Origin of the sequence: Stenotrophomonas sp. GD03819 (genome assembly GCF_029841665.1) — a bacterium.
In the GTDB taxonomy this organism is placed as follows: Bacteria; Pseudomonadota; Gammaproteobacteria; order Xanthomonadales; family Xanthomonadaceae; genus Stenotrophomonas; species Stenotrophomonas geniculata.
The window spans coordinates 59,441-80,668 of sequence record NZ_JAOCEW010000021.1 but is presented as its reverse complement, the minus strand read 5'-3'; the positions used below and the strand labels follow the sequence as shown (position 1 = coordinate 80,668).

Here is a 21,228-nt window from a genome sequence, read left to right as displayed (position 1 = left end):
GATGGCAGGCAGATGTCTTCCGTTCCTTCCCCCGCCACCGCCGCGCCGGTGGTCGATTTCTTCCACGACGTGGTCTGCGGCTGGTGCTTCGTGCTGGCCCCGCGCCTGAAGCAGGTCTCCGCCGAACTCGCCATCCAGGTGCGCCACCGCAGCTTCGTGCTGCAGGACTCGCGCGCACAGATGGTCGAGGTGTTCGGCTCGATGGAGCGCGCCAAGGCGATCATCCTGCGCCACTGGACCGACTGCGCCGCGCATGAAGACACCGCGCGCATCGATATCGAAGGCATGCGCGCGCAGGACTTCGAGTATCCGTCCGGCTGGCTCGGCGCACTGGCCTGCCAGGCTGCCGGCATGCTCGGTGGCAACGACGCCCATGGCGCGATGTTCGATGCCGTGCAGTGGGCGCACCTGCACCAGCACCGCAACATCGGCGACGCCGAAGTCCTGCTGGATATCGCCGAAGCGCTGGGCCATCCACGTGGCGCCTTCGCTGACCACATGCGCAGCGACGCAGTACGCCAGCGCGTGCAGGTCGATCGCGCCGAAGCCGCTGCCCTCGGCATCCGTTCCATACCCACCGTGATCGGCGGCAACGGCCTGCGCCTGCAGACCCTGCCGCTGCCACACCTGCGCCAGGCCCTGGCGCACCTGGTCGCGGCCTGAGCCGCACCCTCCCCCACCCTGCAAGGAGATTCCCCATGACCCCACGTACCCTGGCCACCGCGCTGGCCCTGCTGCTGGCCGGCACCGCCGCTTCCACCACCGTGTCCGCGCACGAACGCGTACCCTCCGGCCAGCAGGTCGGCACCAGCCCCTGGGGGCCGAAGGACGAGATCGGCCGCCTCAACCTGATCACCGAGGCCTCGCGTGCGGCGATCCTGTCGCGGGTCAGCGGCGGCAAGGCCTATGACCTGGCCACCGAGTACTACGTCGGCATGCCCAGCTGGCAGGATGCCGGCGACCCGCACTACCAGTTCTGGATGACCCACACCCCGCGCGGCACGGTGATGGATGATCCGATGGGCGTGGGCGAAACCATGAACCTCACCCGTAGCTACACCGGCACCGCGTTCTCGATGTACAGCCACACCGGCACCCACATCGATGCGCTGAACCACTTCGGCATCCATGGAAAGATCTGGAATGGCTTCGAGGCCGACAAACACCTCGGCGACCGTGGCTGGAATGTCACCGGCATCGAGAAGTTCCCGCCGTTGATCGCGCGTGGCGTGCTGATCGACGTGGCCACCGCCAAGGGCGTGGACATGCTGCCGGACAGCTACCGCGTCACCCGCCAGGACCTGAAGGATGCGCTGGCACGCCAGAAGGTGAAACTGCAGCAGGGCGACGTGGTGCTGATCCGCACCGGCCGCATGCGCCTGTTCGAACAGCCCAAGGCCTACATGGCCAACCCGCCGGGCATGGGCCTGGACGCGGCGCGCTTCCTGATCGAGGACAGCGGCGCGATGATCGTCGGTGCCGACAACCTCAGCTTCGAGACCTTCCCCTCGGAGGTGTCCGACGACTACGTGCCGCTGCACACCTACCTGCTGGCCCAGCAGGGCGCGCCGATCATCGAGCTGGTGGCGCTGGACGAACTGGCCCACGACAAGGTCTACGAGTTCGCCTTCATCGGCGGCCCGCTGAAGATCCGCGGTGGCGATGCCGCGCCGCTGCGCCCGGTCGCGCTGCCGGTCCGCCCGTAACCGGGGACATACCCGGGTAGCGCCGGGCCATGCCGGGGAGCCGACCTTGGTCGGCACCCCTACCCCTTCAGCAACCTGAAATCCGATCCTCCGATTTCATTAGTAATTCTACTCACAAGGCGAGTAGCATGTCCGGTCTCAGCCCCTGATACCGGCCCGTCGATACTCGCGTCATGCCCGCCGTTTCCGCCCGTTCCTGCCGCTTCCAGCCTGCCCGGCGCCTCCCCTGGAGGACCCGCTGATGGGTGCCGTCGTCGCCCTCGACCGGCTGCTTGACGGCCGCCAGCTGTGGCGCGGCCCGGCCCGCCAGGGGCCGGCCAGCGACCATCTGGCCAGCGGTCACCCGGCACTGGATGCGCGCCTGCCCGGCGGCGGCTGGCCCAGCAGCGGGCTATGCGAGGTACTGCAGGCCGCGCCCGGCGTCGGCGAACTGGCTCTGGTCTGGCCAGCGCTGGCGAAGCTGAGCCAGCGCGACCGCCCGATCGTGCTGGTCGCCCCACCCTATCGCCCGCACGCTCCGGCCTGGGCAGCGGCCGGGCTGGATCTGACCCAGCTGCAGATCATCCACGCCGCGCCGAAACAAGCGCTGTGGGCCACCGAGCAGTGCCTGCGCTCGGCCGCCTGTGCAGCAGTGCTGTGCTGGCCACACCAGCCCGATCACCGCTCACTGCGCCGCCTGCAGGTGGCGGCCGACAGCGGCCAGTGCCTGAGCTTCGTGTTCCGCGAGGCGCAGGCAGCACGCAATCCTTCCCCGGCCAGCCTGCGCCTGCAGCTCGACCACGGCCAGGTGCGGGTGCTGAAGTGCCGTGGCGGCCTGCCGCCGGCGCAGCCGTTGCCGCTGGCCATCGCCCACTGAGGCCGCGCCATGCACTGGGCCTGTCTGTTGTTGCCGCAGCTGGCGCTGGACAGCGTGCTGCGCCTGCAGCCCGACCCGCAGCGGCCACTGGTGCTGCTGCAGGGGCCGGCACAGCGTCGCGTACTGCGTGCGGTCAGCCCGTCGGCACGCGCAGCGGGGCTGCGCCCGGGCATGCTGCTGTCGGCTGCGCAGGTACTGGTGCAGGACCTGCATCTGCACGATTACGATCCCAGCGCCGAACAGCACACCCGGCAGCTGCTGGCCAGCTGGGCCTATGCCTACAGCTCGCAGGTCAGCCTCGATTTTCCGCACGCGCTGGTCATGGAAATCGGTGCCAGCCGTGCCCTGTTCGGCGACTGGCTGACGATCGAGCAGCGGCTGCGCAACGAACTGCATGAGCTTGGTTTCCGCCATCGCCTGGTGGCCGCGCCCACCGCGCATGCCGCGCGCGTGCTGGCCAACGTTCACGACGGCCTCGGCATCGATGCGCAGCAGCTGCCAGCGGCACTGGCGCAGCTGCCCTTGCCGCGCTGTGGCCTGCCCAGCGAAGCAGTGACCGTACTCGGCCGTTCCGGCCTGCGCACGCTGGGTGCGGTGCTCGAGCTGCCGCGCGACAGCCTGGCCCGGCGCTTCGCACCGGACGTGCTGCAGCAGCTGGATGCGCTGCGCGGGCTGCCCACCGCGCCACTGCGCTACTACCAGCCACCGGACCGTTTCGATGCGCGCATCGAATTCGAATACGAGATCGAATCCAGCCAGGCCCTGCTGTTTCCGCTGCGTCGCCTGCTGCTGGACCTGGCCGCATTCCTGTGTTCGCGCGATGGCGGCGTGCAGCGCTTCGACCTGCATTTCGAGCACGACATGCTGCCGGCCAGCGTGCTGACCATCGGCCTGCTGGCGCCCGAGCGCGATCCCGCGCTGCTGTTCGAGATCGCACGCAACCGCATGGAAGCGTTTGCCCTGCCGGCCGGCAGCCGCGCACTGCGCCTGCAGGCCGAGCAGCTGCCACCGTTCGTGCCCGCCGCGCGTGACCTGTTCGATACCCGGCCGGCACAGGCGATGCCCTGGAACCAGCTGCGCGAGCGCCTGCGCGCGCGGCTGGGCGATGACGCCGTGCAGCCGCTGGCGGTGCAGGCCGACCATCGCCCCGAACGCGCCAGTGGCATCCAGCCGCCAGCCAAGCCTCCGTCGTACTGGCCACTGCGCCCCGGCTGGCTGCTGGACACGCCGCAACCACTGCGTGATCCGCGGCTGCGCATCGTCACCGGGCCGGAGCGGATCGAATCGGGCTGGTGGGATCAGGCCGATGCACGGCGCGACTATTACGTGGTGGAAACTGCTCACGGCCAGCGCGGCTGGGCCTTTCGTGAGCGCAACGACCCGCATGCGCCGTGGATGCTGCACGGCTGGTTCGGCTGAGCCACCATGCACAGCGAACTGCCCGGCTACGCCGAACTGCACTGCCTGTCGGCCTTCAGTTTCCAGCGTGGCGCCTCGATCGCCGAAGAACTGTTCGCGCGCGCCGCCGGCCAAGGCTATCGAGCGTTGGCGATCACCGACGAATGCTCGCTGGCCGGCATCGTACGCGCTTGGCAGGCGGCGAAGACGCATGGCGTGGCGCTGATTGTCGGCGCCGAATTCCAGGTCGAGGATGGGCCGAAACTGGCCCTGCTGTGCACCGACCAGGCCGCCTATACGGGGCTCTGCCAGTTGATCACCACCTGCCGGCGGCGGGCCGCCAAGGGCGAGTACCGCTGCCTGCGCGAGGACCTTCTCGGCCTGCCCGTCGGCCTGCTGTGCCTGTGGCTGGACCGGCAACCGGCCGCCACCGACCTGGAACTGCTGCGCGCCGGCTTCGATGATCGGCTGTGGCTGGCGGTGGAGCTGCACCACGAACACGACGATGCACGCCGCCTGCAGCAGCTGCAGTCCTTCGGCGAACGCCATTGCCTGCCGCTGGTGGCCAGTGGTGATGTGCACATGCATGTACGCCGCCGCCGCGCCCTGCAGGACACGCTGACCGCGATCCGCCACCGTTGCAGCGTGGCCGAAGCTGGATGGCGCCTGTTCCCCAATGGCGAGCGCCACCTGCGCCCACGCACCGCGCTGGCCCAGCTGTACCCGCCTGAGCTGCTGGCCGAGACCCTGCGCATCGCCGAGCGCTGCCACTTCACCCTGGAACAGCTGCAGTACACCTATCCGCGTGAGCTGGTGCCCGAAGGGCATGATCCGGACAGCTGGCTGCGCGTGCTGGTCGAGCGTGGCATCCCGTGGCGCTGGAAGAACGGCATCCAGCCGGCACAGCGCGAGCAGATCGAACACGAACTTGCGTTGATCAAGCAGAAGAACTACGCCTCCTACTTCCTCACCGTGCAGGACATCGTGCGCTTCGCGCGCAGCCAGGACATCCTCTGCCAGGGCCGCGGCTCGGCGGCCAACTCCGCGGTGTGCTTCGTGCTGGGCGTGACCGAGATCGACCCGGCGCGCAGCAACCTGCTGTTCGAGCGCTTCATTTCCGCCGAGCGCGACGAGCCGCCGGATATCGACATCGACTTCGAGCACGAGCGCCGCGAGGAAGTGCTGCAGTACGTGTTCAAGCGCTATGGCCGCGAGCGCGCCGCACTGACCGCAGTAGCAATCAGTTACCGTGGCCGCAGCGCGATCCGTGACGTGGCCCGTGCACTCGGCCTGCCGATGGACCAGGTCAACGAACTGGGCGCGGCGATGGACCACTGGGGCGGCCACGTACCACTGCCGGAGACCCTGCGCGAGCGCGGCTTTGATCCGGAAACACCGCTGATGCGGCGGCTGCTGGCACTGACCACCGAGCTGATCGATTTCCCGCGCCACCTGTCGCAGCACCCGGGCGGCTTCGTGATTTCAGAGCACCCGCTGTCGACGCTGGTACCGGTGGAAAACGCGGCGATGGCCGACCGCACCGTCGTCCAGTGGGACAAGGACGATCTGGATGCCACCGGCCTGATGAAGGTCGACTGCCTGGCGCTGGGCATGCTCACCGCCATCCGTAAATGCCTGGCGATGCTGCAGCAGCACGGCCTGCACAGTGGACGCATGGATGCGATCCCTGCCAAGGATACGAAGACCTACGACATGATCTGCGCCGCCGACACCATCGGCGTGTTCCAGATCGAATCGCGTGCGCAGATGGCGATGCTGCCACGCCTGCAGCCGCGCTGCTTCTACGATCTGGTGATCGAAGTGGCGATCGTGCGCCCCGGCCCGATCCAGGGTGACATGGTGCACCCCTATCTGGAACGGCGGAGGATCCTGCGCGAGCAAGGCCCGGAGGCACTGAACGATCCGGACAATCCGCTCTACCCACCGCAGCTGGAACGCGTGTTCGCGCGTACGCTGGGCGTGCCATTGTTCCAGGAACAGGTGATGCAGCTGGCAGTGGAAGCAGCAGGTTACACACCTGGGCAAGCCGATGCCCTGCGCCGCTCGATGGCGGCATGGAAGCGTCGTGGCGGCCTGGAACCGCATCGGGAGAAGTTGCTGGCCGGCATGTTGAAGAATGGCTTCAGCCGCGACTACGGCGAGCACCTGTTCGAGCAGATCAAGGGCTTCGGTGATTACGGTTTCCCGGAAAGCCATGCTGCCAGCTTCGCCCTGCTGACCTATAACAGCTGCTGGCTGAAGTGCCATCATCCCGCCGCGTTCACCGCCAGCCTGATCAACAGCCAGCCGCTGGGGTTCTACAGCCCCGACCAGCTGCTGCAGGATGCACGCCGCCATGGCATCGGCGTGCTGCCGGTGGACGTGCGCCACAGCGACTGGGACTGCACGCTGGATTTCAGCAAGGGACCGGCGGCGATCCGGCTCGGCCTGCGCCTGATCGATGGCTGCAACGAACCCGTCGTGCAGGCCATCATGCGCGAACGTGCGCAGCGCCCGTTCGACGATGTGGGCGACCTGTGCCAGCGCACCGCACTGGACCGCCGCCAGCAGGGCCTGCTGGCCGATGCCGGTGCACTGCGTGGGCTCAGTGGCCATCGCCATCGTGCACGCTGGGATATCTCCGGCGTGGAAAACCGGCTGCCACTGTTCGACCAGGCCCGCGCCACTGCCGAAGCCCGCGTGCCGTTGCCCCTGCCCAGCGCCTGGGAGGACATGCAGGCCGATTATCGCAGCACCGGCACCACACTTGGCCGCCACCCGATCTCGTTCCTGCGCGCGCAGCTGCGCAGCCGTGGCTGTCTGGACGCTGCACAACTGGCCGGGCATGGCCATGGCCGTCGCGTGCGCATCGCCGGCCTGGTACGCATGCGCCAGCGCCCGCAGACCGCCAGCGGCGTCACCTTCCTCACGCTCGAAGATGAGACCGGCATGGTCAACGCCGTGGTCTGGCGACACCTGGCCGATCGCCAGCACCGGGTGCTGGTCGATACCCAGCTGATGCAGATCGATGGCCGCCTGGAACGCGTCGATGGCGTGCAGCACGTCATCGTGCAGCGCATGCACTGCCTGGATGAACTGCTGCAGGGACTGCGCAGCCACAGCCGCGATTTCCACTGACGATACACAACGTCACACAACGAACTGGCCATTGCCGGTCCGCATCCGCTATCGTCGGCACATCCAAGGAAGGACGACCCGATGCCCCGTGCGCTGCTGCTGACCACCCTGGTGGTCTCGACCCTCGCCCTGCTGGTTTCCGGGTGGACCGCCTGGAGCCTGCATCGCAGCCAATCACCACAGCGCATCATCGAGGCGCGCGGGCTGGTCATCCACGATGCAAGCGGCCAGCCGCGGGTGATCCTCGGCGCACCGGTTCCCGATCCGCTCAGCCAGGGCCGCACCCAGGGGCCGCGTGCCACCGCCCTGTCAGGCATGATCCTGCTCGGTCCCGATGGTTCCGAACGCGGCGGCTACGGCACCAGCGACCGCGGCGGCGAAGCCCTGCTGACCCTGGACGATGCCACCGGCACCACTGAAGTATTCAAGGTCGTCGCCAACCCGGACCGCGGCGCCAGCCTGATGGTCAAGCACCAGAACAACACCGGCGCCATGCTCACCTCCTGGCAGGGCAAGCCGGAGCTGATGTTCGTCGATGACAGCGGCCAGTCCTACTACGTGCGCCCCGGCGCCAACGCCGCGCCCTGATCTGCTTGTGTAGCGTCGAGCCATGCTCGACTGCTTCTATCAACAGCAGCCGAGCATGGCTCGGCTCTACAAAGGCGAAGCAACGTCGAGCATGGCTCGACGCTACAGAGCGAACACCGCCGCCAGGTCATCCGCCAGCTGCCGCAGCTGCGCTGCCCCCAGCGCAGCGCAGGTGATGCGCAGGCCATGCCCCGGCGCTGCCACCGAGAACACTTCGCCCGCGCGCACATGCCATCCACGCGAAGCCAGGGCCAGCACCTGCGGATGGCTGTCGGCCTGCAACGGCAGCCACAGGTTCAATCCTTCCATCGGCAACGGTGTCGGCAGGCCACGCGCATGCAGCAACTCCTGCAGCGAGCGCAGGCGCTGCTGGTAACGCTCACCTGCCGAAGCGATCTTCGCCCGCTGCGTTGCCGACGACAGCACCGAGGTCGCCGCATCCTGCAGCAGGTGACTGACCCAGCCGGTGCCGGACGCCAATCGCAGCCGCAGCCGCATCGCGGTCTCTTCATCGCAGGCCAGCCAGGCCAGCCGCAGGTCCGGGCCGAGCGGTTTGGACAACGAACGCAGCAGCGCCCAGCGCCGGCCATCCAGCGGCAGCACCGAGTGATAGGCCTGCTGCGAGAGCAGCGCGTAGTGATCGTCGATCAACACCGCCACCTGCGGGTAGGCCGCCAACAACTGCCGCAACGCCCGCGCCCGCTTCGCATCCAGGCTGGCCCCGGTCGGGTTGTGTGCCCGCGGGGTCAGCAACACCGCGCGTGCACCGGCCTCCAGTGCCTGCCGCAGCGAATCGACCTGCATGCCATGCGCGTCCACCGCCACCGGCAACGGCGCGTGGCCCACAGCGTTGAGCACGTTGAGGCTGCCGAGGAAGCACGGATCCTCCACCGCGATGCGATCCCCCGGCAGCAGCCACGCCGACAGCAGGCGTTCGATGCCATCGACCGCGCCATGGGTCAGTTCCAGCGCATAGCCCTCCGGGCAGTCCGCATCCAGCGAGGCGCGTGCCAGCGCCTCCAACCTCGGGTCGACCGTGCCCACGCCATACAGCCGTGGTGCGGCCGGGGCCAGGCGCAGGTTCGGCAGCAGGCGTGGATCCGGGTTGCCACCGGCCAGGTCCTGCAGGGCCAGCCCGGGCGTACTGCCTTCACGCGCCAGCGGCGGCGGCAGGCCACGCACCACCGTGCCGCGGCGGCCCGCCGTGCTGGCCAGGCCCGCCGCATCCAGGCGCTTGTAGGCAGCAGCCACGGTGTTGCGGTTCACTCCCAGCTGCTCGGCCAGTTCACGCACCGGCGGCAACACGCTGCCGGCCGGAAGGCGGCCCTTGCCGATGCCGTCGCGGATGCTGTCGAAGATCGACTCGGCGCTATGCCCGGTGATTTTCATTTTGTCCTATGCCAAAATATCTCTTGTCCTGTGCCAGTGTATCCCACCCTGGCCACCCTGCATTGGAGGTGCCCGCATGCCCCTTGCCGCTGCCGACTGGCCCGTCGCCCAGTCCGTTGAACAGATCGCCGCCAACCTGGTCACGGTGCGCCAACGCATCGCCGATGCCTGCGCCCGTGTCGGCCGGGACCCGGCCAGCGTGCGTCTGCTACCGGTCAGCAAGACCGTCGATGACGCCCGCATCCGCATGGCGGTAGCCGCAGGCTGCCACGAACTGGGCGAGAACAAGGTGCAGGAGGCACAACGCAAGGCTGAAACGATGGCCGACCTGGGCGTGCACTGGTCGGTGATCGGCCATCTGCAGACCAACAAGGCGCGCTACGTGGCGCGCTTTGCCAGCGAGTTCCAGGCGCTGGACAGCCTGCGCGTAGCCGAGGCCCTGCAGCAGCGCCTGCAACTGGAAGACCGCACGCTGGATGTGTTCGTGCAGGTCAACACCTCGGCCGAACCGAGCAAGTACGGCCTGGAACCCGACGCGGTCGAGGCCTTCGTGCAGCAGCTGCCGGCCTTCGATCGCCTGCACGTGCGCGGCCTGATGACCCTGGCCATCTTCACCCCCGATGTCGAGCACGTGCGCGCCTGCTTCGTGCGCCTGCGCGAACTGCGCGACCAGCTGCAACGCACCGCCCCGCCCGGCCTCGACCTGTCGCAGCTGTCGATGGGCATGTCCGGTGATTTCGAAGTGGCCATCGAGGAAGGTGCCACCGTGGTCCGCGTCGGCCAGGCCATCTTCGGTGCCCGTGCCACCCCGGACAGTTTCTACTGGCCGAACAGCGGAGCACCGGCATGAAGCACGCGGTTGTCCTGCAACACGTTGCCTTTGAAGACCTCGGCACCCTGAAACCGTTGCTGCTGGCGCAGGGCTGGCAGCTGCACGTGCTGCAGGCCGGTGTCGATGTGCTCGATGGCGCCGAAACCGCCGATCTGCTGGTCGTGCTGGGCGGTCCCATCAGTGCCAATGACACAGGGACCTATCCCTTCGTCAACGACAGCATTGCCCTGCTGCAGCGCCGGCTGCAGCGGCAGCGGCCGACCCTGGGCATCTGCCTGGGTGCACAGCTGATGGCGCGGGCACTCGGTGCCAGTGTCGCTCCCAGTGGTGGCAAGGAAATCGGCTTTGCGCCACTGCTGCTGACCGATGAAGGCCAGCGTTCTCCGCTGCAGTCCCTGCAGGGCATTCCGGTACTGCATTGGCATGGTGAAGCGTTCGAACTTCCGGCCGGTGCACGCCGCCTGGCCAGCACGCCGGCCTGCCGTCACCAGGCATTCGCCATCGGCAGCCACGCACTGGCCCTGCAATGCCATCCGGAACTGGACGCCCGCCAGTTCGAGCGTTGGCTGATCGGCCACACGCTGGAGCTGGCCCAGGCCGGCATCGATCCCAACGACCTTCGCGCGCAGGCGCGTCGCTATGGCGCACCACTGGCTGCGGCCGCCACCGCGATGTTCGACCATTGGCTGCAGGACCTGCCGGAGACACCACAATGAACTACCGATTGCAGATCCACCGCGATGGCGCCCACTGGGGTCACTTCGACTGCAGCGGCCCCGATGCCCTGCAACGCATGGACGCCATCGCCGCACAGCTGCCTGCCGATCAGGGCTTCCAGCTGAAACGGCAGAAAGGGGTCAGCGAAGAGCGCATCCTGTCCAGCAATGCCGATGGCCTGCGCGTACTGGCTTCGCAGATCCAGTACCGCGACATCTGACCCGACGATGGTAGTGCCGGCCGCTGGTCGGCATCCGACGGGAGAACAGGTTTGCCGGCCAGCGGCCGGCACTACCCTGGCTGTTCGCCCGCGTGCGAAGCTTCACGGATGCTGACCCTGCAACGCGGCAACCACCACGGACTGCTCATCGCCCCGCGCTGGCCCTCCACCCGCATCCAACTGGAAGAAGAGGTACTGCAACGCCTGCTCGACGCGCAGGCAATGCTGCCTGCCGGGCTGCGCCTGCTGCTCACTCGTGGCTTCGAACCCAGCCACAGCCGTCTCGGTGGCTTCCGCCGCGTGGTGCGACGGCTCGGCATTGCGGTGTTCCGCACCTGCTACCCGCAGCGCCGCGATGAGATCGATGCCATCTTCGGTGCCAACGGCCACGACATCGATGGCCGTCATATCGATGTCTCACTGATACTGCACGGCAAGCGGCTGCGACTGCTGCCGCTGGGCGTATTCACCCCACCGCGCTGGCAGGATCGTCGCGTCGCCCATCATGCCGAAGCGGTCGCGCAGGTGAAGCGCAGCCTGCAGCATTGCGGCTTCGAGCTGCATCGCAACCCCACCGAAGCCCTGCAGATCCACTGCGACTACCGCCCGCGCTGACGCTGCGGTGGCCCATTGTTGGGGGACTTAGAGATTGAGAACGGGGAAAAAACGGGATGAAACGGGATGAAATGGGACGAAAGCCCCGTCTGGCAAGCGTTTCACCCGTCGAGTGACATCTATCGATAGATAGAGCTCGGTTTGCGAAACCAGCCCTATCTGACCCGATTGGACACCAGGAATGCAAAACGGCCGCCATCACTGGCGGCCGTTTGACTTGTGTTTAAAGGGGCTTCAACGGGCTGGCGGTCCATCGGGTGGATCGCAGATGTTCTGCAGACAGTCCTCCAGGCCCTTGAGCCTGACCAGCACCTGGTCGAGCTGCTCCTGGCTCAGATATTTGAGGGAAGGAACGCCGAGGCGGAGCAGATCCCGTTCAACTTCCCGCTGCCAACCGTAGCGGGCGGCGAGATCCTGGATCTCATAGCGCGCGCGAGCGCGACGCAGATGCACTGGCATTGCCAGCACCGGGTCCGAAAGCCTTGTCTCCCAATGATTCCGAGGGATCGCGTCCCGCAGAATCGCCCTCAATCTACCTACCAGTTGCCGCTGTTCCTGCATCCTTTGCCCCTGTAACGATCATCCCGACTGTCTGCTGGGCAAACGGCCTTACGTCCGCTTCCGGCAGTCCCTTTTCCAGCAGCTGAGCCAGCAGAACAAGCGCCTCGCCATACTGGGCCGGGGCCAGTGCAGCATCCGCGTCATCAAGCGCCTCCTGGAGCAGTTGCGCGGCGATCTTCACAGACGACTGGCTCACTACCTGAGACTGCCGCAAGTCATTGTTTTGACGCGGAATCGTGCCGGAATCCAGGCGTTCATCGCCTGAGCCTGTGAGCAGCCAATTGGCGTTCCAGCCGCGCCGGACAAGTGCGCCCAGCCCATCCGACCCGATCTCTCTGACGCCCCGCTCCCAGCGGCTGTACGTGGTCTTTGACACCCCCAATGCATGCGCCATTTCCGCCTGGGTCATATGCGCCCGAACGGAAACGAGTCGCGCGCCAATTTGCGCCCATTCGGACTTCGCACTTTCATCAGGTGAAGCGCGAAAGGCTGTGGACGTGTCATTCATGGTTTCGCACTTCCCGTAAGTGTCTGTTTGTAAAGCTAAAAATCATTACGTTTTCCGTATGGGCGCAAAAAGGGAAGTGCGAAGTCCGCTTGGACGTTGACACGCGTCCATTTGGACGTATGATCTGCGCCGTAGACATCACTCAACGGACAGATACGAAGTGTCAGCAACGACTACCCCGAGAAAAGCCAGTCCCGCCAAGGACTGGCATCCCGCCGATGTCGTAGCGGCGCTGCATCGCAAGGAAATCTCCCTGCGGCAGCTCGCACTACTGAACGGCTACACCAACGCTAACAGCCTCAATACAGCACTCCGCCGGCCGTACCCGCAGGCGGAGGCGCTGATCGCCGAGGCCCTTGGAAAGAAGCCCCAGGCCATCTGGCCCACCCGATACGACGCCGACGGTAAGCCGAACCGTGGCCCAGGAGGCCGCAAACCGCTGCTGCCCCCCGATGCAAAGCCTAGCAGCCTGCGGACAGGCCGCAATCCACAAATTGGCGCCCCGCAATGAACAGCGCCTCTATCTACCGCTTCCCCCCGGCGCACAGGCGCCCCCACCGAGCAGGAGACGCAAGGATGAATCGTCAGCCCAGCCAGCCCTATGACTTCTTCTTGACCCCACGCCCCTCGGCGCCGGTCAACGGCACCATGGATTACCGCAAGTCCGTCAGCATGCTGGTCGGCCAGATGCTGGAGGCCGCGCACGCTGCAGGTCTGGATCGGCACGAAGTAGCCGCACGCGCCAGTCGCCTGACTGGCCAGAACGTATCCAAGGCGATGCTCGACGGCTACACCGCGCCCAGCCGTGAAACGTTCAACATTCCGCTGTGGGTTGCCCCCGTGCTGGAAGTGATCTGCGGCGGGACGCTGCTCGCTGAGTGGCAGGCCCAGGTCATCGGTGGCCAGCTGCTGCTGGGCGCCGAAACCTTGGACGTTGAAATCGGCCGCGCCCACCGTGAGCGTGTCGTCGCAAGCCAGCGCCTGCGCCAGCTGCACCGCCTGAGCGTGAGGGCATCCTAATGGCGGACGGCAACATGTCCCCCCGTTCGATGCTGGACCTGGCCACCTTGGCCAGCAGCCTGGGCAAGACCAAGCGAGCCGTCGAGATCCGCGCAAAGCGTGAAGGCTGGGCGTTTGAGGAAAAGGCCACTCGCGGTGGTCGTCGCCGACTGTATGCCGTTGATGCGCTACCGCCAGACGTACAGGCCGCAGCTGTCATCGCGGGTCAGGTCAGCGAGACGCCGCAGCGGGCCGTGGCGGTTCGCCAGGCCAACGTCGATTCCATCGCGTCCGCATGGAAGCGCTACGAGGCCGTCCCGCAGCATTTGAAGGACGAAGCCGCACGCCGCCTGCGCGCCCTGCAGGCCGTTGAGGCGCTCCAGGCTGCGGGCCATCCTCTGATGGCAGCGCGTCAGATCGTCGCCAGCCAGATGCAGCGCGACCAGGTCGGCGGCGTGAGCGTGGCCAGCCTGGGTCGCTGGGCCGCGCTGGTGGCCAAAGCCGAGAAGCAGCACCGCCTGGCGCTGTTGGTGCCGGCATACGCCGCGACCAAGGCCAAGGCTGAGATTCACGCCGAGGCCTGGGATCTGTTCAAGGCCGACTATCTGCGGGTCGAGGCTCCGAGTGCGCAAAGCTGCTATGACCGGCTGCAGCGCATCGCCGCCACCAAGGATTGGCCCGCACTTCCGTGCGCCAAGACGTTCATCCGCCGTGTTGAGGCAGAACTGCCGCGCGCCGTCCTGGTGATGGCCCGCGAGGGCCAGGAGCGATTCAATCAGACGTTCCCGGCCCAGGAGCGCGACCGCAGCGTGTTCCACGCGCTGGAGGCAGTGAACAGCGACGGCCACAAGTTTGACGTGTTCGCACGTTGGCCGGACGGCACGGTTGCGCGCCCCATCATGGTGGGTGTCCAGGATCTCTACAGCGGCAAACTGCTGGGCTACCGCATCGCCGAAACCGAGTCGTCGGACCTTGCACGCTTCGCGTTCCGTGACGTGATCGAGCGCTACGGCATTCCCGGCAAGGTCTGGCTGGATAACGGTCGCGGCTTCGCATCCAAGATGCTGACCGGCGGCACCGCAAATCGCTTCCGATTCAAGGTGAAAGAAGACGATCCGACCGGCCTCCTGACGGCAATGGGCTGCGAGATCCACTGGGCAACGCCGTATCACGGCCAGGCCAAGCCCATCGAGCGCGCCTGGCGTGACCTGTGCGACCGCGTTGCCAAGCACCCGGCATTCGCTGGCGCCTACACGGGTAACAAGCCCGACGCAAAGCCCGAGAACTACGGCAGCAAGGCCATTCCGCTGGATGAGTTCGTGCGTGTCCTGAATGAGGAAATCGCGGCCCACAACGCTCGCGAGGGCCGGCGCACTCGCACCGCTGCAGGCCGGAGCTTTGATTCCGCGTTTGAGTCCAGCTATGCGCAGTCCACGATCCGCAAGGCATCGCCTGAGCAGCTGCGGGAAATGCTCCTGTCTACGGACGTGGTCACCTGTGACCGCCGTGATAGCAGCGTTCGTCTGTCCGGCAATCGGTACTGGAGCGACGCCATCGCCCCGTTTGCAGGTCAAAAGGTGATGCTTCGCTTTGATCCCGAGCATCTGCACCAGGCTGTGCATGCGTACACCTTGGCCAACGTCTACATCGGCCAGCTGGACTGCATCGCCGCCGTTGGCTTCGCCGATACAGGCGCCGCCCGTGAACACGCCAGGGCAAAGAAGCAATACCGCCAGGCAACACGTAAGCAGCTGGACGCGGAGCGCCGGATGGAAGCGGCCAGCGTGGCCAACCAGCTGCCGTCGCCGCTGCCCGAATCGCTGCCGCCTGCAGGCGTGATCGCGCCGCTGTTCGGTCGCCGGCAGCCGCCGCGCGTACAGGAAGCCGAGCCCGCCGAACGGCTGCGCACCGGCACCGACGACAACGAAAGCGCGTTCGTGTCGCTGATGGATCGCATGCAGGCCCAGCAGCGCCGGAACAGCCTGTGGACCACGCCTGACGGGGAAGCCTGATGCAAAGCACCCCCGCCACCGGCTACCAGCGTCGGCAGGCCTACCTCCAGCGCATACGCAATGAAGGTTCGCACCCACTTCGCCACCAGGCACAAGCCCGTTTCAGATCCGGCGTAGACACCCGGACCAACCCGAAAGCGACAGCAGCAGGCGGTGGCATCGCCCGCCGCAGATCGAAGCTCGCCGCCCTCAAACGTCCGCCCCTTCCACCCGTTGCCCCGCTGCACCCGCACCAATCCAAGGAACCCAACACGATGAATCTGGCCGTCACCCCGATCACCCCCGAAGAATTGTCACCGGAGCAGCTCGCCGATCTGCGCGACCGTCTGCGCATCACCCTGGAAGAGGACAAGAACCTGAGCCAGGCCCGCTTGGCAAAGGAATCGGACATCAGCAGCGCCACGCTTTCGCAGTTCTTGGGCGGCACCTATGCGGGCAACCAGCAAAACGTGGCTCGCAAGCTGGCCGGTTGGCTCAATGTCCGCGATGAGCGCATCAACAACGGCAAGCTGCCCGAAGGCCCCGAGTTCGTCACCACGCCGACCAGCGAGAAGCTGCGCGCCGTCCTGCAGTACGCCCACATGGCAGGCGACATTGCAGTGATCGCTGGCGGCGCGGGCCTGGGCAAGACCGTCACGAACAAGCGCTATGCAGCCGTGAGCCCGAACGTCTGGCACGTCGAATTGACCCCGGCCACTGGCGGCGTGCTTACCTGCCTGCAGGAGATTGCCGCAGTCATGGGCCTGCGCGACCTGGTTAACTCCGCCGCCTACATCCAGCGGGCCATCTTCCAGAAGGTGCGCAACACCAGCGGCCTGCTGATCCTGGATGAAGCACAGCACCTGACCGTGCAGGCGCTGGACATGGTCCGCGCCATCAACGATCAGACCAGCATCGGCCTTGTGCTGTGTGGCAATGATCGTGTCATCACGCAGATGACGGGCGGCAATCGCGCTCCGTTCCTTGATCGCCTGTATAGCCGGGTCGGCAAGCGACTGGTCATTCACAAGGTGGTCAAGGGTGACGCCGACGCGATCATTGACGCCTGGAACATCGCCGATGCCGGTTGCCGCGATCAGATCCGGCAGATTGCCGACCTTCCGGGCGCACTCCGCGTCCTGAACAAGGTGCTGCGCCTTGCCTCGATCTACTCGCAGGCCAAGAACGAGCGGATCTGCTGCGAGTCCATCCGCTACGCGGCCAAAGAACTGGGCGTGCTGGTGTGACCACGTCCATTTCCCATCTCACGGCCGACCTGGTGTCGGCTGTGGGCGGCATCGCCAGGCTGGCATCACCGGATGCACTGCCGGCGCGCTGCCTGATCGTCCAGCGCTGCTATGCGCTGGCCACCCCATTCGATTCGCTGACCATCGGCCAGTTGCTGCAGTGGAGCAATGAAGCCATCGCAAGCGCCGCTCAAACGGCACCAATCGACAACCAGGAGCGTCTCCCGTGACCACCACCGACAAGAACCGCACCGCCATCCAGCACCAGCTGACCGCCGCGCTGGAGGCCATCAACGCCCTGGCCGACAAGGGCCTCACGGCTCGTTCCGTCTCGATCACTGGCGCTCGGCCCGTGATCGTGATCGACCGCCCGCGCGGCGATTCGCTGGTGGGCGCCCAGCACATCCGCGAGCGCAAGGGCCAGCTGGTGACCCGCACGAAGATGGCGACCCCATTCCACGGCTGCCAGGTGGAGTGGGACGTGTGCCAATCCACCCCCACCAGTGGGCTGCATTGAGCAAGACACCATGACGAAGCATGTTCCGTTTCCCAAGTCGCTGCAGCAGCTGCTGCAGCGAATCCTGGAGGCAATCGACCAGGCAGGCGGCTGCATGACGCGCGTCCAGCTGGCCACCACCCTGCACGATGCGCGCCCGCTGGACATCGACGACACCCTGGAGGAGCTGATCGACCGAAACCAGGTCGAACGCCAAGGCAATGATCCGCAGATGCTCTGGCTGGTCCGTGGCTCCACGGGCACCGAGTTTGCTGCCGTGCCGGAGCCCGCGCCGGCCGGTTGCGAGCGGTCACTGCACAACGCCCGAGCGCTCGCCGTGGATCGACGCCTGGAAGCCATTGCCCAGGACGTTCTGGATACGGCACTGGATGCCCGCGCTGCCGGGCTGCCAGCGCCCCTGGTGCGACTGCTGATGCAGTGCGATAGCGCCCTCAGCGAAGCCCGCAACCACCTCACCCCCTGATGAACAAGGAACCCCCAACCATGCAAGCAAACGCGATTCCCGAAGGCTACCGACAGGACGCCAAGGGGCACCTGGTCCCGGAGCAACACATCAAGGAAATCGACAAGCTGCGCGATGAGCTGGTGCAGGAGCTCGCTGATCGCGCTCAGGATCTGCACAAGCGCATGGCAGAATTCAAGCGCCATGCATTCGACAGCATTGCCGCGTTCGTGTCCCTGAGCGCAGAGCAGTACCGCGTCCACATCGGCGGCAAGAAAGGCAACGTCACACTGGTGGCCTACGATGGCCGATACAAGGTGATCCGCCAGTTCCAGGAGACGATCAAGTTTGACGAACGTCTGCTGGCTGCGAAGGCACTCATCGACCAGTGCCTGGCAGAGTGGACTGAAGGCGCACGCACCGAGATCCGCACCATCATCAACGATGCGTTCCGCGTCGATCAGCAGGGCAACATCCGCACCGGGCAGGTGCTGCAGCTGAAGCGCCTGGAGATTGATGATCCGCGCTGGCAGGAAGCCATGCGCGCCATTGGCGAAGCTGTCCAGGTCATGGGCAGCAAGTCCTACGTCCGCGTGTACCAGCGAGACAAGGATGGCGCCTATCAGCCCATCACCCTCGACCTGTCGGCGGTGGCACTGTGACCGCCCGCGTTCCTTCCGAGCTCGCCGAGCTGGCACTGGCCGTGGCCGATGCGACCGTGCGCGCTGACATCGAGCTGTTTGCCCGCCAGCAGGACATCGAAGGCTTGATTTTCTATGACCTGAGCTGCGCCGACGATCCGCGCTCCCCGGAGGCCATGGGGTTCATCCAGCGGGCGACTGCCTACATCGAGGCACGTGGCGACGTGTTCCCCTGGCGCCTGGTGCGCCACATCAGCGCCCCGAGCCTCGTTTGCTTCCGCGATAAGGAGCCTCGCGATGTCGGCGCATAAGAAGTCACCGCTGAGCAAAGAACAGTGGGCGGAAGTCGAGAAGGCACTTGCGACGCCCTACGGCGGTGACGTGGAGTTGATCGCCGATGAACATCGGCTGGTGATCCAGGTAAGGCAGATTAAGACGCTGCGATACGCAGTTATCGTGTTCGTTGATGGGGAGATAAAGCAGGGGTACATGCAGGAAAGCAGCCCCATCGGCGCCAAGTTCTACCGTCCCCGTAAATTCTGCCTCTATAGCAGGGCTCAGCAAGCGCGGATGGTCAAGAGCCTGGGCAAGCGTCGCACTGCCACTATGGTCAAGCAGGGAACCGGAACGATCTACGATCCGGGCTGGCCTTCGGCAACAGCTCTGCGTCGTCACCTCAGCCGCACGTGCACAAGCATCGAGCTGATCCGCGCTGGATGGTCAGCACGGGTGCCGGAGGGTCACCTATGAAGTCGGCAACCGACCCCCTGCGCCGCGCACAGATCGCCAAGATCAAGGTTGCGCAGAAGGAGCTCGGCATGGATGAGGCGAGCTATCGCGCGCTCTTGCAGCGCGTGACAGGCAAGCAGTCATCCACGCAAATGTCGCCGAGCGAGCGCGATGCGGTGCTGGCTGAGCTGACCAGGCTTGGCTGGAAGGCAAAGCCGGGCAAGCCGCACCCTGACCGCCCGAAGAACACCGACCAGGTTCCGATGCTGCGAAAGGTGGAGGCGCTGCTGGCCAGCGCCAAACGTCCCTGGAACTACGCGCATGCAATGTCAGTGCGCATGTTTCAGGTGGACCGCCTGGAGTTTCTCAAGCATGACCAGCTGCACAGCCTGATTGCTGCGCTACAGATCGACTGCAACCGGAGGGAAGGATGAGCAATACCGTAAGCGAAGCCGAGCGGGAACAAGAGCGACAGAAGGCAACCGGCGAAGCCCTGCGCGTAACCTTCGAGCGCATCAAGACGCTCCCACCGCCGCAGGTGATTCAGTATCTGACCATCGTTGTGCTGGTCGGAATCGAGCTGCTGCGCGCCAATGGACGAGAGGATGCGTATGTAAGGGAATTTCTGGAGGGAGCCCTGGGTAGCCTGGATGCCCCGCCCATCTTCACGTTGAAGGATCTGCGGACGCACTGATGAGAGCCACCTGTCCCGATTGTGGCTGCCAGGGCCACATCAATGCGTTTCTCCTGGAGGAGGAAGGCAAGCGCCTGGCAGTAACCGTGGCGGCAATGCCGCCCGAGCTTGGCCGAGCGGTGCTGGCCTACCTGGGCCTGTTTAAACCGGCCAAACAGGGCCTGCGAATGGGGCGTGCGGTGAAGCTCGCCCAGGAAGTCGCCGACCTGGTCGCCTCTGGCACGGTCTGCAAGGACGAACGCGGCGGCATCCGACGCCCGGCGCAGGTTCGTCACTGGGTGGCGGGCATCGATCAGATGCTGGTGGCTCGTCCGAACCTGACCCTCCCGCTGGAGTCGCACGGCTACCTGCGCGCGGTCGTGTTCGGCTTGGCCGACCAGGCCGATGCAGCCGCTGAGCGCGAACGAGAGGAACACGCCCGCGCAGGCCGGCACCTGGGCACCACGGCACGCGTCAATCCAGGTGCTGGCGAATCCAGGCTGGATCAGCGCTTGGCCTGGATCAGCCAGATGGTGTCGCTGGGCCAGATGTCCGACGACGATGCCGAGCGCGAGCGCGCAGAGGCGCGCGAGAAGTACGGAGAGCATTGATGATCGAGCAACGCGATTGGGTCGGAACACCGGACGCCGATGCAGCCGCCGAGCTGATCGCGGCCGCACCGCTGGATCTGACCGAAAAACAATGGGAGGGCACCTTGGTCGCGTTGGTCGCGGTCATGGAGGCTGCATTCCGTCGCGCCGGCCTGGATGAAGAACAGGCCACCCGGCTGGCCCTTGCCGGCATGCTGGCGCAAGCCGAGTATGCCGGCGGCCGTCAGATCTACATCCCGCAGGGGATGCGCCTGCGCAACGCCCTGCGGGACGCGGAAATCTACCGTCGGGCCAAGCGCGGTAACATTGCGCAGCTGGTGACCGAGTATGGCCTTACTGAGGTTCGGGTCTACGAGATCATTCGTCAGCAACGCCAGCTGCACCTTGCCAGGGTGCAGCGGAATTTTGATTTCTAAGGAGAGATGATGAGTCGGCCGGTGCTGGGCAAAATTGAGTGGACCGTGGTTGCAGTGATTGCGGCGGTGGTGCTGGGGTGCCTCGTTTGGTCCGTATGGGGTTACTCAAGTTGGAAGATCGCCTCTGCCAAGAGCGCGATCATGGAGAAGGCCGGCGTTACCGTCGCGGCATTCACGGATGTCCGCATAGGAGTGGACAAGCGCACTGTCTGCGGACGGGTGTCGTTCGGGCCAGAAGGCTATCGCCGTTTCATGGTCGATCCGGTCGCTGCGGTCATTGATCCGGGTCAGGACGATGGGAGTGTGGATGCCATACTCTGGCGCGACTACCCACGGGCGTGTGCGCGACACGATTAGACCTGCCAGTATCCCTACAAAGGCCCCGCATATGCGGGGCTTTTTCATTGAAGCACTTTAGTCCCCGTCCACTTTCG

At 66.0% G+C, this 21,228-nt stretch carries 28 protein-coding genes; 25 read left to right on the top strand and 3 right to left on the bottom strand.

From position 1 onward, the window contains the following. The first annotated feature begins 12 nt into the window (after positions 1–12). From N5D45_RS14020 to N5D45_RS13995, 6 genes are all read left to right on the top strand, one after another. A complete protein-coding gene (locus N5D45_RS14020; protein ID WP_053443222.1) occupies positions 13–663 on the top strand; it encodes a DsbA family protein in 651 nt (216 codons plus the stop codon). A gap of 35 nt (positions 664–698) precedes the next feature. Next, positions 699–1,706, top strand: a complete 1,008-nt coding sequence (locus N5D45_RS14015) for a cyclase family protein (protein WP_057504137.1) — start codon at positions 699–701, stop codon at positions 1,704–1,706. Positions 1,707–1,947: 241 nt separating this feature from the next. Further along, positions 1,948–2,562 carry a translesion DNA synthesis-associated protein ImuA gene (imuA, locus tag N5D45_RS14010; RefSeq protein ID WP_057504136.1) on the top strand — a complete coding sequence of 205 codons (615 nt, stop codon included), beginning with the start codon at positions 1,948–1,950 and terminating at the stop codon, positions 2,560–2,562. Positions 2,563–2,571: 9 nt separating this feature from the next. Continuing rightward, positions 2,572–3,981 (top strand): DNA polymerase Y family protein, encoded by a 1,410-nt coding sequence (locus N5D45_RS14005; RefSeq protein WP_049454635.1) that lies wholly within the window; start codon positions 2,572–2,574, stop codon positions 3,979–3,981. Positions 3,982–3,987: 6 nt separating this feature from the next. Then, complete coding sequence (locus N5D45_RS14000) at positions 3,988–7,098, top strand: error-prone DNA polymerase (protein WP_053443226.1); 3,111 nt, start codon at positions 3,988–3,990, stop codon at positions 7,096–7,098. A gap of 81 nt (positions 7,099–7,179) precedes the next feature. Continuing rightward, positions 7,180–7,686, top strand: a complete 507-nt coding sequence (locus N5D45_RS13995) for a hypothetical protein (protein WP_010485017.1) — start codon at positions 7,180–7,182, stop codon at positions 7,684–7,686. A gap of 102 nt (positions 7,687–7,788) precedes the next feature. Here N5D45_RS13995 and ptsJ read toward each other — a convergent pair whose 3' ends face one another. Further along, positions 7,789–9,075 carry a transcriptional regulator PtsJ gene (ptsJ, locus tag N5D45_RS13990; RefSeq protein ID WP_010485015.1) on the bottom strand — a complete coding sequence of 429 codons (1,287 nt, stop codon included), beginning with the start codon at positions 9,073–9,075 and terminating at the stop codon, positions 7,789–7,791. 76 nt (positions 9,076–9,151) lie between these two features. Here ptsJ and N5D45_RS13985 point away from each other — a divergent pair, with 76 nt between their 5' ends. The 4 genes from N5D45_RS13985 (at position 9,152) to N5D45_RS13970 (ending at position 11,459) form a co-directional block, all read left to right on the top strand. After that, on the top strand, positions 9,152–9,925 hold the full coding sequence (locus tag N5D45_RS13985) for a YggS family pyridoxal phosphate-dependent enzyme (protein WP_057504134.1): 774 nt from the start codon (positions 9,152–9,154) through the stop codon (positions 9,923–9,925). Beyond that, entirely contained in the window at positions 9,922–10,623 is a 702-nt protein-coding gene (locus tag N5D45_RS13980) for a glutamine amidotransferase (RefSeq protein ID WP_019660234.1), read from the top strand. The genes N5D45_RS13985 and N5D45_RS13980 overlap by 4 nt, the downstream gene beginning before the upstream one ends. Beyond that, positions 10,620–10,844 carry a hypothetical protein gene (locus tag N5D45_RS13975; RefSeq protein ID WP_010485009.1) on the top strand — a complete coding sequence of 75 codons (225 nt, stop codon included), beginning with the start codon at positions 10,620–10,622 and terminating at the stop codon, positions 10,842–10,844. Before N5D45_RS13980 ends, N5D45_RS13975 begins: the two co-directional genes overlap by 4 nt. Before the next feature lie 108 nt (positions 10,845–10,952). Beyond that, positions 10,953–11,459 (top strand): hypothetical protein, encoded by a 507-nt coding sequence (locus tag N5D45_RS13970; protein WP_134959413.1) that lies wholly within the window; start codon positions 10,953–10,955, stop codon positions 11,457–11,459. Between the two features lie 234 nt (positions 11,460–11,693). Here N5D45_RS13970 and N5D45_RS13965 read toward each other — a convergent pair whose 3' ends face one another. Both N5D45_RS13965 and N5D45_RS13960 read right to left on the bottom strand, forming a co-directional pair. Continuing rightward, positions 11,694–11,918: a hypothetical protein gene (locus tag N5D45_RS13965; RefSeq protein WP_152906275.1), complete on the bottom strand. Its 225-nt coding sequence runs from the start codon at positions 11,916–11,918 to the stop codon at positions 11,694–11,696. A 73-nt stretch (positions 11,919–11,991) separates the two neighbouring features. Beyond that, entirely contained in the window at positions 11,992–12,528 is a 537-nt protein-coding gene (locus N5D45_RS13960; protein WP_128987859.1) for a helix-turn-helix transcriptional regulator, read from the bottom strand. Between the two features lie 160 nt (positions 12,529–12,688). Here N5D45_RS13960 and N5D45_RS13955 point away from each other — a divergent pair, with 160 nt between their 5' ends. From N5D45_RS13955 to N5D45_RS13885, 15 genes are all read left to right on the top strand, one after another. Further along, complete coding sequence (locus N5D45_RS13955; RefSeq protein ID WP_100049995.1) at positions 12,689–13,039, top strand: helix-turn-helix transcriptional regulator; 351 nt, start codon at positions 12,689–12,691, stop codon at positions 13,037–13,039. Between the two features lie 65 nt (positions 13,040–13,104). Beyond that, positions 13,105–13,548 (top strand): hypothetical protein, encoded by a 444-nt coding sequence (locus N5D45_RS13950; RefSeq protein ID WP_049436648.1) that lies wholly within the window; start codon positions 13,105–13,107, stop codon positions 13,546–13,548. Between the two features lie 29 nt (positions 13,549–13,577). Further along, on the top strand, positions 13,578–15,539 hold the full coding sequence (locus N5D45_RS13945; RefSeq protein ID WP_160314073.1) for a transposase domain-containing protein: 1,962 nt from the start codon (positions 13,578–13,580) through the stop codon (positions 15,537–15,539). Next, on the top strand, positions 15,539–16,765 hold the full coding sequence (locus N5D45_RS13940; protein WP_279939133.1) for an AAA family ATPase: 1,227 nt from the start codon (positions 15,539–15,541) through the stop codon (positions 16,763–16,765). Before N5D45_RS13945 ends, N5D45_RS13940 begins: the two co-directional genes overlap by 1 nt. Further along, on the top strand, positions 16,762–16,995 hold the full coding sequence (locus N5D45_RS13935) for a hypothetical protein (protein WP_049436651.1): 234 nt from the start codon (positions 16,762–16,764) through the stop codon (positions 16,993–16,995). Before N5D45_RS13940 ends, N5D45_RS13935 begins: the two co-directional genes overlap by 4 nt. Beyond that, the gene (locus N5D45_RS13930; protein ID WP_049436652.1) at positions 16,992–17,282 is read left to right on the top strand and encodes a hypothetical protein; all 291 of its coding nucleotides are present in this window, start codon (positions 16,992–16,994) and stop codon (positions 17,280–17,282) included. Before N5D45_RS13935 ends, N5D45_RS13930 begins: the two co-directional genes overlap by 4 nt. 10 nt (positions 17,283–17,292) lie before the next feature. Next, the gene (locus N5D45_RS13925) at positions 17,293–17,745 is read left to right on the top strand and encodes a hypothetical protein (protein WP_279939132.1); all 453 of its coding nucleotides are present in this window, start codon (positions 17,293–17,295) and stop codon (positions 17,743–17,745) included. Positions 17,746–17,765: 20 nt separating this feature from the next. After that, positions 17,766–18,386, top strand: coding sequence for a DUF3164 family protein (locus tag N5D45_RS13920; protein WP_279939131.1), 621 nt, complete (start codon positions 17,766–17,768; stop codon positions 18,384–18,386). Continuing rightward, entirely contained in the window at positions 18,383–18,676 is a 294-nt protein-coding gene (locus N5D45_RS13915) for a hypothetical protein (protein ID WP_279939130.1), read from the top strand. Before N5D45_RS13920 ends, N5D45_RS13915 begins: the two co-directional genes overlap by 4 nt. Then, positions 18,663–19,115 carry a hypothetical protein gene (locus N5D45_RS13910; protein ID WP_279939129.1) on the top strand — a complete coding sequence of 151 codons (453 nt, stop codon included), beginning with the start codon at positions 18,663–18,665 and terminating at the stop codon, positions 19,113–19,115. The genes N5D45_RS13915 and N5D45_RS13910 overlap by 14 nt, the downstream gene beginning before the upstream one ends. Continuing rightward, on the top strand, positions 19,112–19,528 hold the full coding sequence (locus N5D45_RS13905; protein ID WP_206733958.1) for a regulatory protein GemA: 417 nt from the start codon (positions 19,112–19,114) through the stop codon (positions 19,526–19,528). The genes N5D45_RS13910 and N5D45_RS13905 overlap by 4 nt, the downstream gene beginning before the upstream one ends. Then, positions 19,525–19,788, top strand: a complete 264-nt coding sequence (locus N5D45_RS13900) for a hypothetical protein (protein WP_279939127.1) — start codon at positions 19,525–19,527, stop codon at positions 19,786–19,788. The genes N5D45_RS13905 and N5D45_RS13900 overlap by 4 nt, the downstream gene beginning before the upstream one ends. Beyond that, complete coding sequence (locus tag N5D45_RS13895; protein WP_128987852.1) at positions 19,788–20,378, top strand: hypothetical protein; 591 nt, start codon at positions 19,788–19,790, stop codon at positions 20,376–20,378. The genes N5D45_RS13900 and N5D45_RS13895 overlap by 1 nt, the downstream gene beginning before the upstream one ends. Next, positions 20,378–20,794 (top strand): Mor transcription activator family protein, encoded by a 417-nt coding sequence (locus tag N5D45_RS13890; protein ID WP_049436658.1) that lies wholly within the window; start codon positions 20,378–20,380, stop codon positions 20,792–20,794. Before N5D45_RS13895 ends, N5D45_RS13890 begins: the two co-directional genes overlap by 1 nt. 9 nt (positions 20,795–20,803) lie before the next feature. Then, entirely contained in the window at positions 20,804–21,151 is a 348-nt protein-coding gene (locus N5D45_RS13885; RefSeq protein WP_128987851.1) for a hypothetical protein, read from the top strand. The last annotated feature ends 77 nt before the right edge of the window (positions 21,152–21,228 follow it).

Excerpts from the sequence above, each read along its gene's own strand:
- N5D45_RS14020 (WP_053443222.1), top strand. The coding sequence starts at position 13 with ATGTCTTCCGTTCCTTCCCCCGCCACCGCCGCGCCGGTGGTCGATTTC.
- N5D45_RS14015 (WP_057504137.1), top strand. The coding sequence starts at position 699 with ATGACCCCACGTACCCTGGCCACCGCGCTGGCCCTGCTGCTGGCCGGC.
- imuA (WP_057504136.1), top strand. The coding sequence starts at position 1,948 with ATGGGTGCCGTCGTCGCCCTCGACCGGCTGCTTGACGGCCGCCAGCTG.
- N5D45_RS14005 (WP_049454635.1), top strand. The coding sequence starts at position 2,572 with ATGCACTGGGCCTGTCTGTTGTTGCCGCAGCTGGCGCTGGACAGCGTG.
- N5D45_RS14000 (WP_053443226.1), top strand. The coding sequence starts at position 3,988 with ATGCACAGCGAACTGCCCGGCTACGCCGAACTGCACTGCCTGTCGGCC.
- N5D45_RS13995 (WP_010485017.1), top strand. The coding sequence starts at position 7,180 with ATGCCCCGTGCGCTGCTGCTGACCACCCTGGTGGTCTCGACCCTCGCC.
- ptsJ (WP_010485015.1), bottom strand. The coding sequence starts at position 9,075 with ATGAAAATCACCGGGCATAGCGCCGAGTCGATCTTCGACAGCATCCGC.
- N5D45_RS13985 (WP_057504134.1), top strand. The coding sequence starts at position 9,152 with ATGCCCCTTGCCGCTGCCGACTGGCCCGTCGCCCAGTCCGTTGAACAG.
- N5D45_RS13980 (WP_019660234.1), top strand. The coding sequence starts at position 9,922 with ATGAAGCACGCGGTTGTCCTGCAACACGTTGCCTTTGAAGACCTCGGC.
- N5D45_RS13975 (WP_010485009.1), top strand. The coding sequence starts at position 10,620 with ATGAACTACCGATTGCAGATCCACCGCGATGGCGCCCACTGGGGTCAC.
- N5D45_RS13970 (WP_134959413.1), top strand. The coding sequence starts at position 10,953 with ATGCTGACCCTGCAACGCGGCAACCACCACGGACTGCTCATCGCCCCG.
- N5D45_RS13965 (WP_152906275.1), bottom strand. The coding sequence starts at position 11,918 with ATGCCAGTGCATCTGCGTCGCGCTCGCGCGCGCTATGAGATCCAGGAT.
- N5D45_RS13960 (WP_128987859.1), bottom strand. The coding sequence starts at position 12,528 with ATGAATGACACGTCCACAGCCTTTCGCGCTTCACCTGATGAAAGTGCG.
- N5D45_RS13950 (WP_049436648.1), top strand. The coding sequence starts at position 13,105 with ATGAATCGTCAGCCCAGCCAGCCCTATGACTTCTTCTTGACCCCACGC.
- N5D45_RS13945 (WP_160314073.1), top strand. The coding sequence starts at position 13,578 with ATGCTGGACCTGGCCACCTTGGCCAGCAGCCTGGGCAAGACCAAGCGA.
- N5D45_RS13940 (WP_279939133.1), top strand. The coding sequence starts at position 15,539 with ATGCAAAGCACCCCCGCCACCGGCTACCAGCGTCGGCAGGCCTACCTC.
- N5D45_RS13925 (WP_279939132.1), top strand. The coding sequence starts at position 17,293 with ATGACGAAGCATGTTCCGTTTCCCAAGTCGCTGCAGCAGCTGCTGCAG.
- N5D45_RS13920 (WP_279939131.1), top strand. The coding sequence starts at position 17,766 with ATGCAAGCAAACGCGATTCCCGAAGGCTACCGACAGGACGCCAAGGGG.
- N5D45_RS13910 (WP_279939129.1), top strand. The coding sequence starts at position 18,663 with ATGTCGGCGCATAAGAAGTCACCGCTGAGCAAAGAACAGTGGGCGGAA.
- N5D45_RS13905 (WP_206733958.1), top strand. The coding sequence starts at position 19,112 with ATGAAGTCGGCAACCGACCCCCTGCGCCGCGCACAGATCGCCAAGATC.
- N5D45_RS13900 (WP_279939127.1), top strand. The coding sequence starts at position 19,525 with ATGAGCAATACCGTAAGCGAAGCCGAGCGGGAACAAGAGCGACAGAAG.
- N5D45_RS13895 (WP_128987852.1), top strand. The coding sequence starts at position 19,788 with ATGAGAGCCACCTGTCCCGATTGTGGCTGCCAGGGCCACATCAATGCG.
- N5D45_RS13890 (WP_049436658.1), top strand. The coding sequence starts at position 20,378 with ATGATCGAGCAACGCGATTGGGTCGGAACACCGGACGCCGATGCAGCC.
- N5D45_RS13885 (WP_128987851.1), top strand. The coding sequence starts at position 20,804 with ATGAGTCGGCCGGTGCTGGGCAAAATTGAGTGGACCGTGGTTGCAGTG.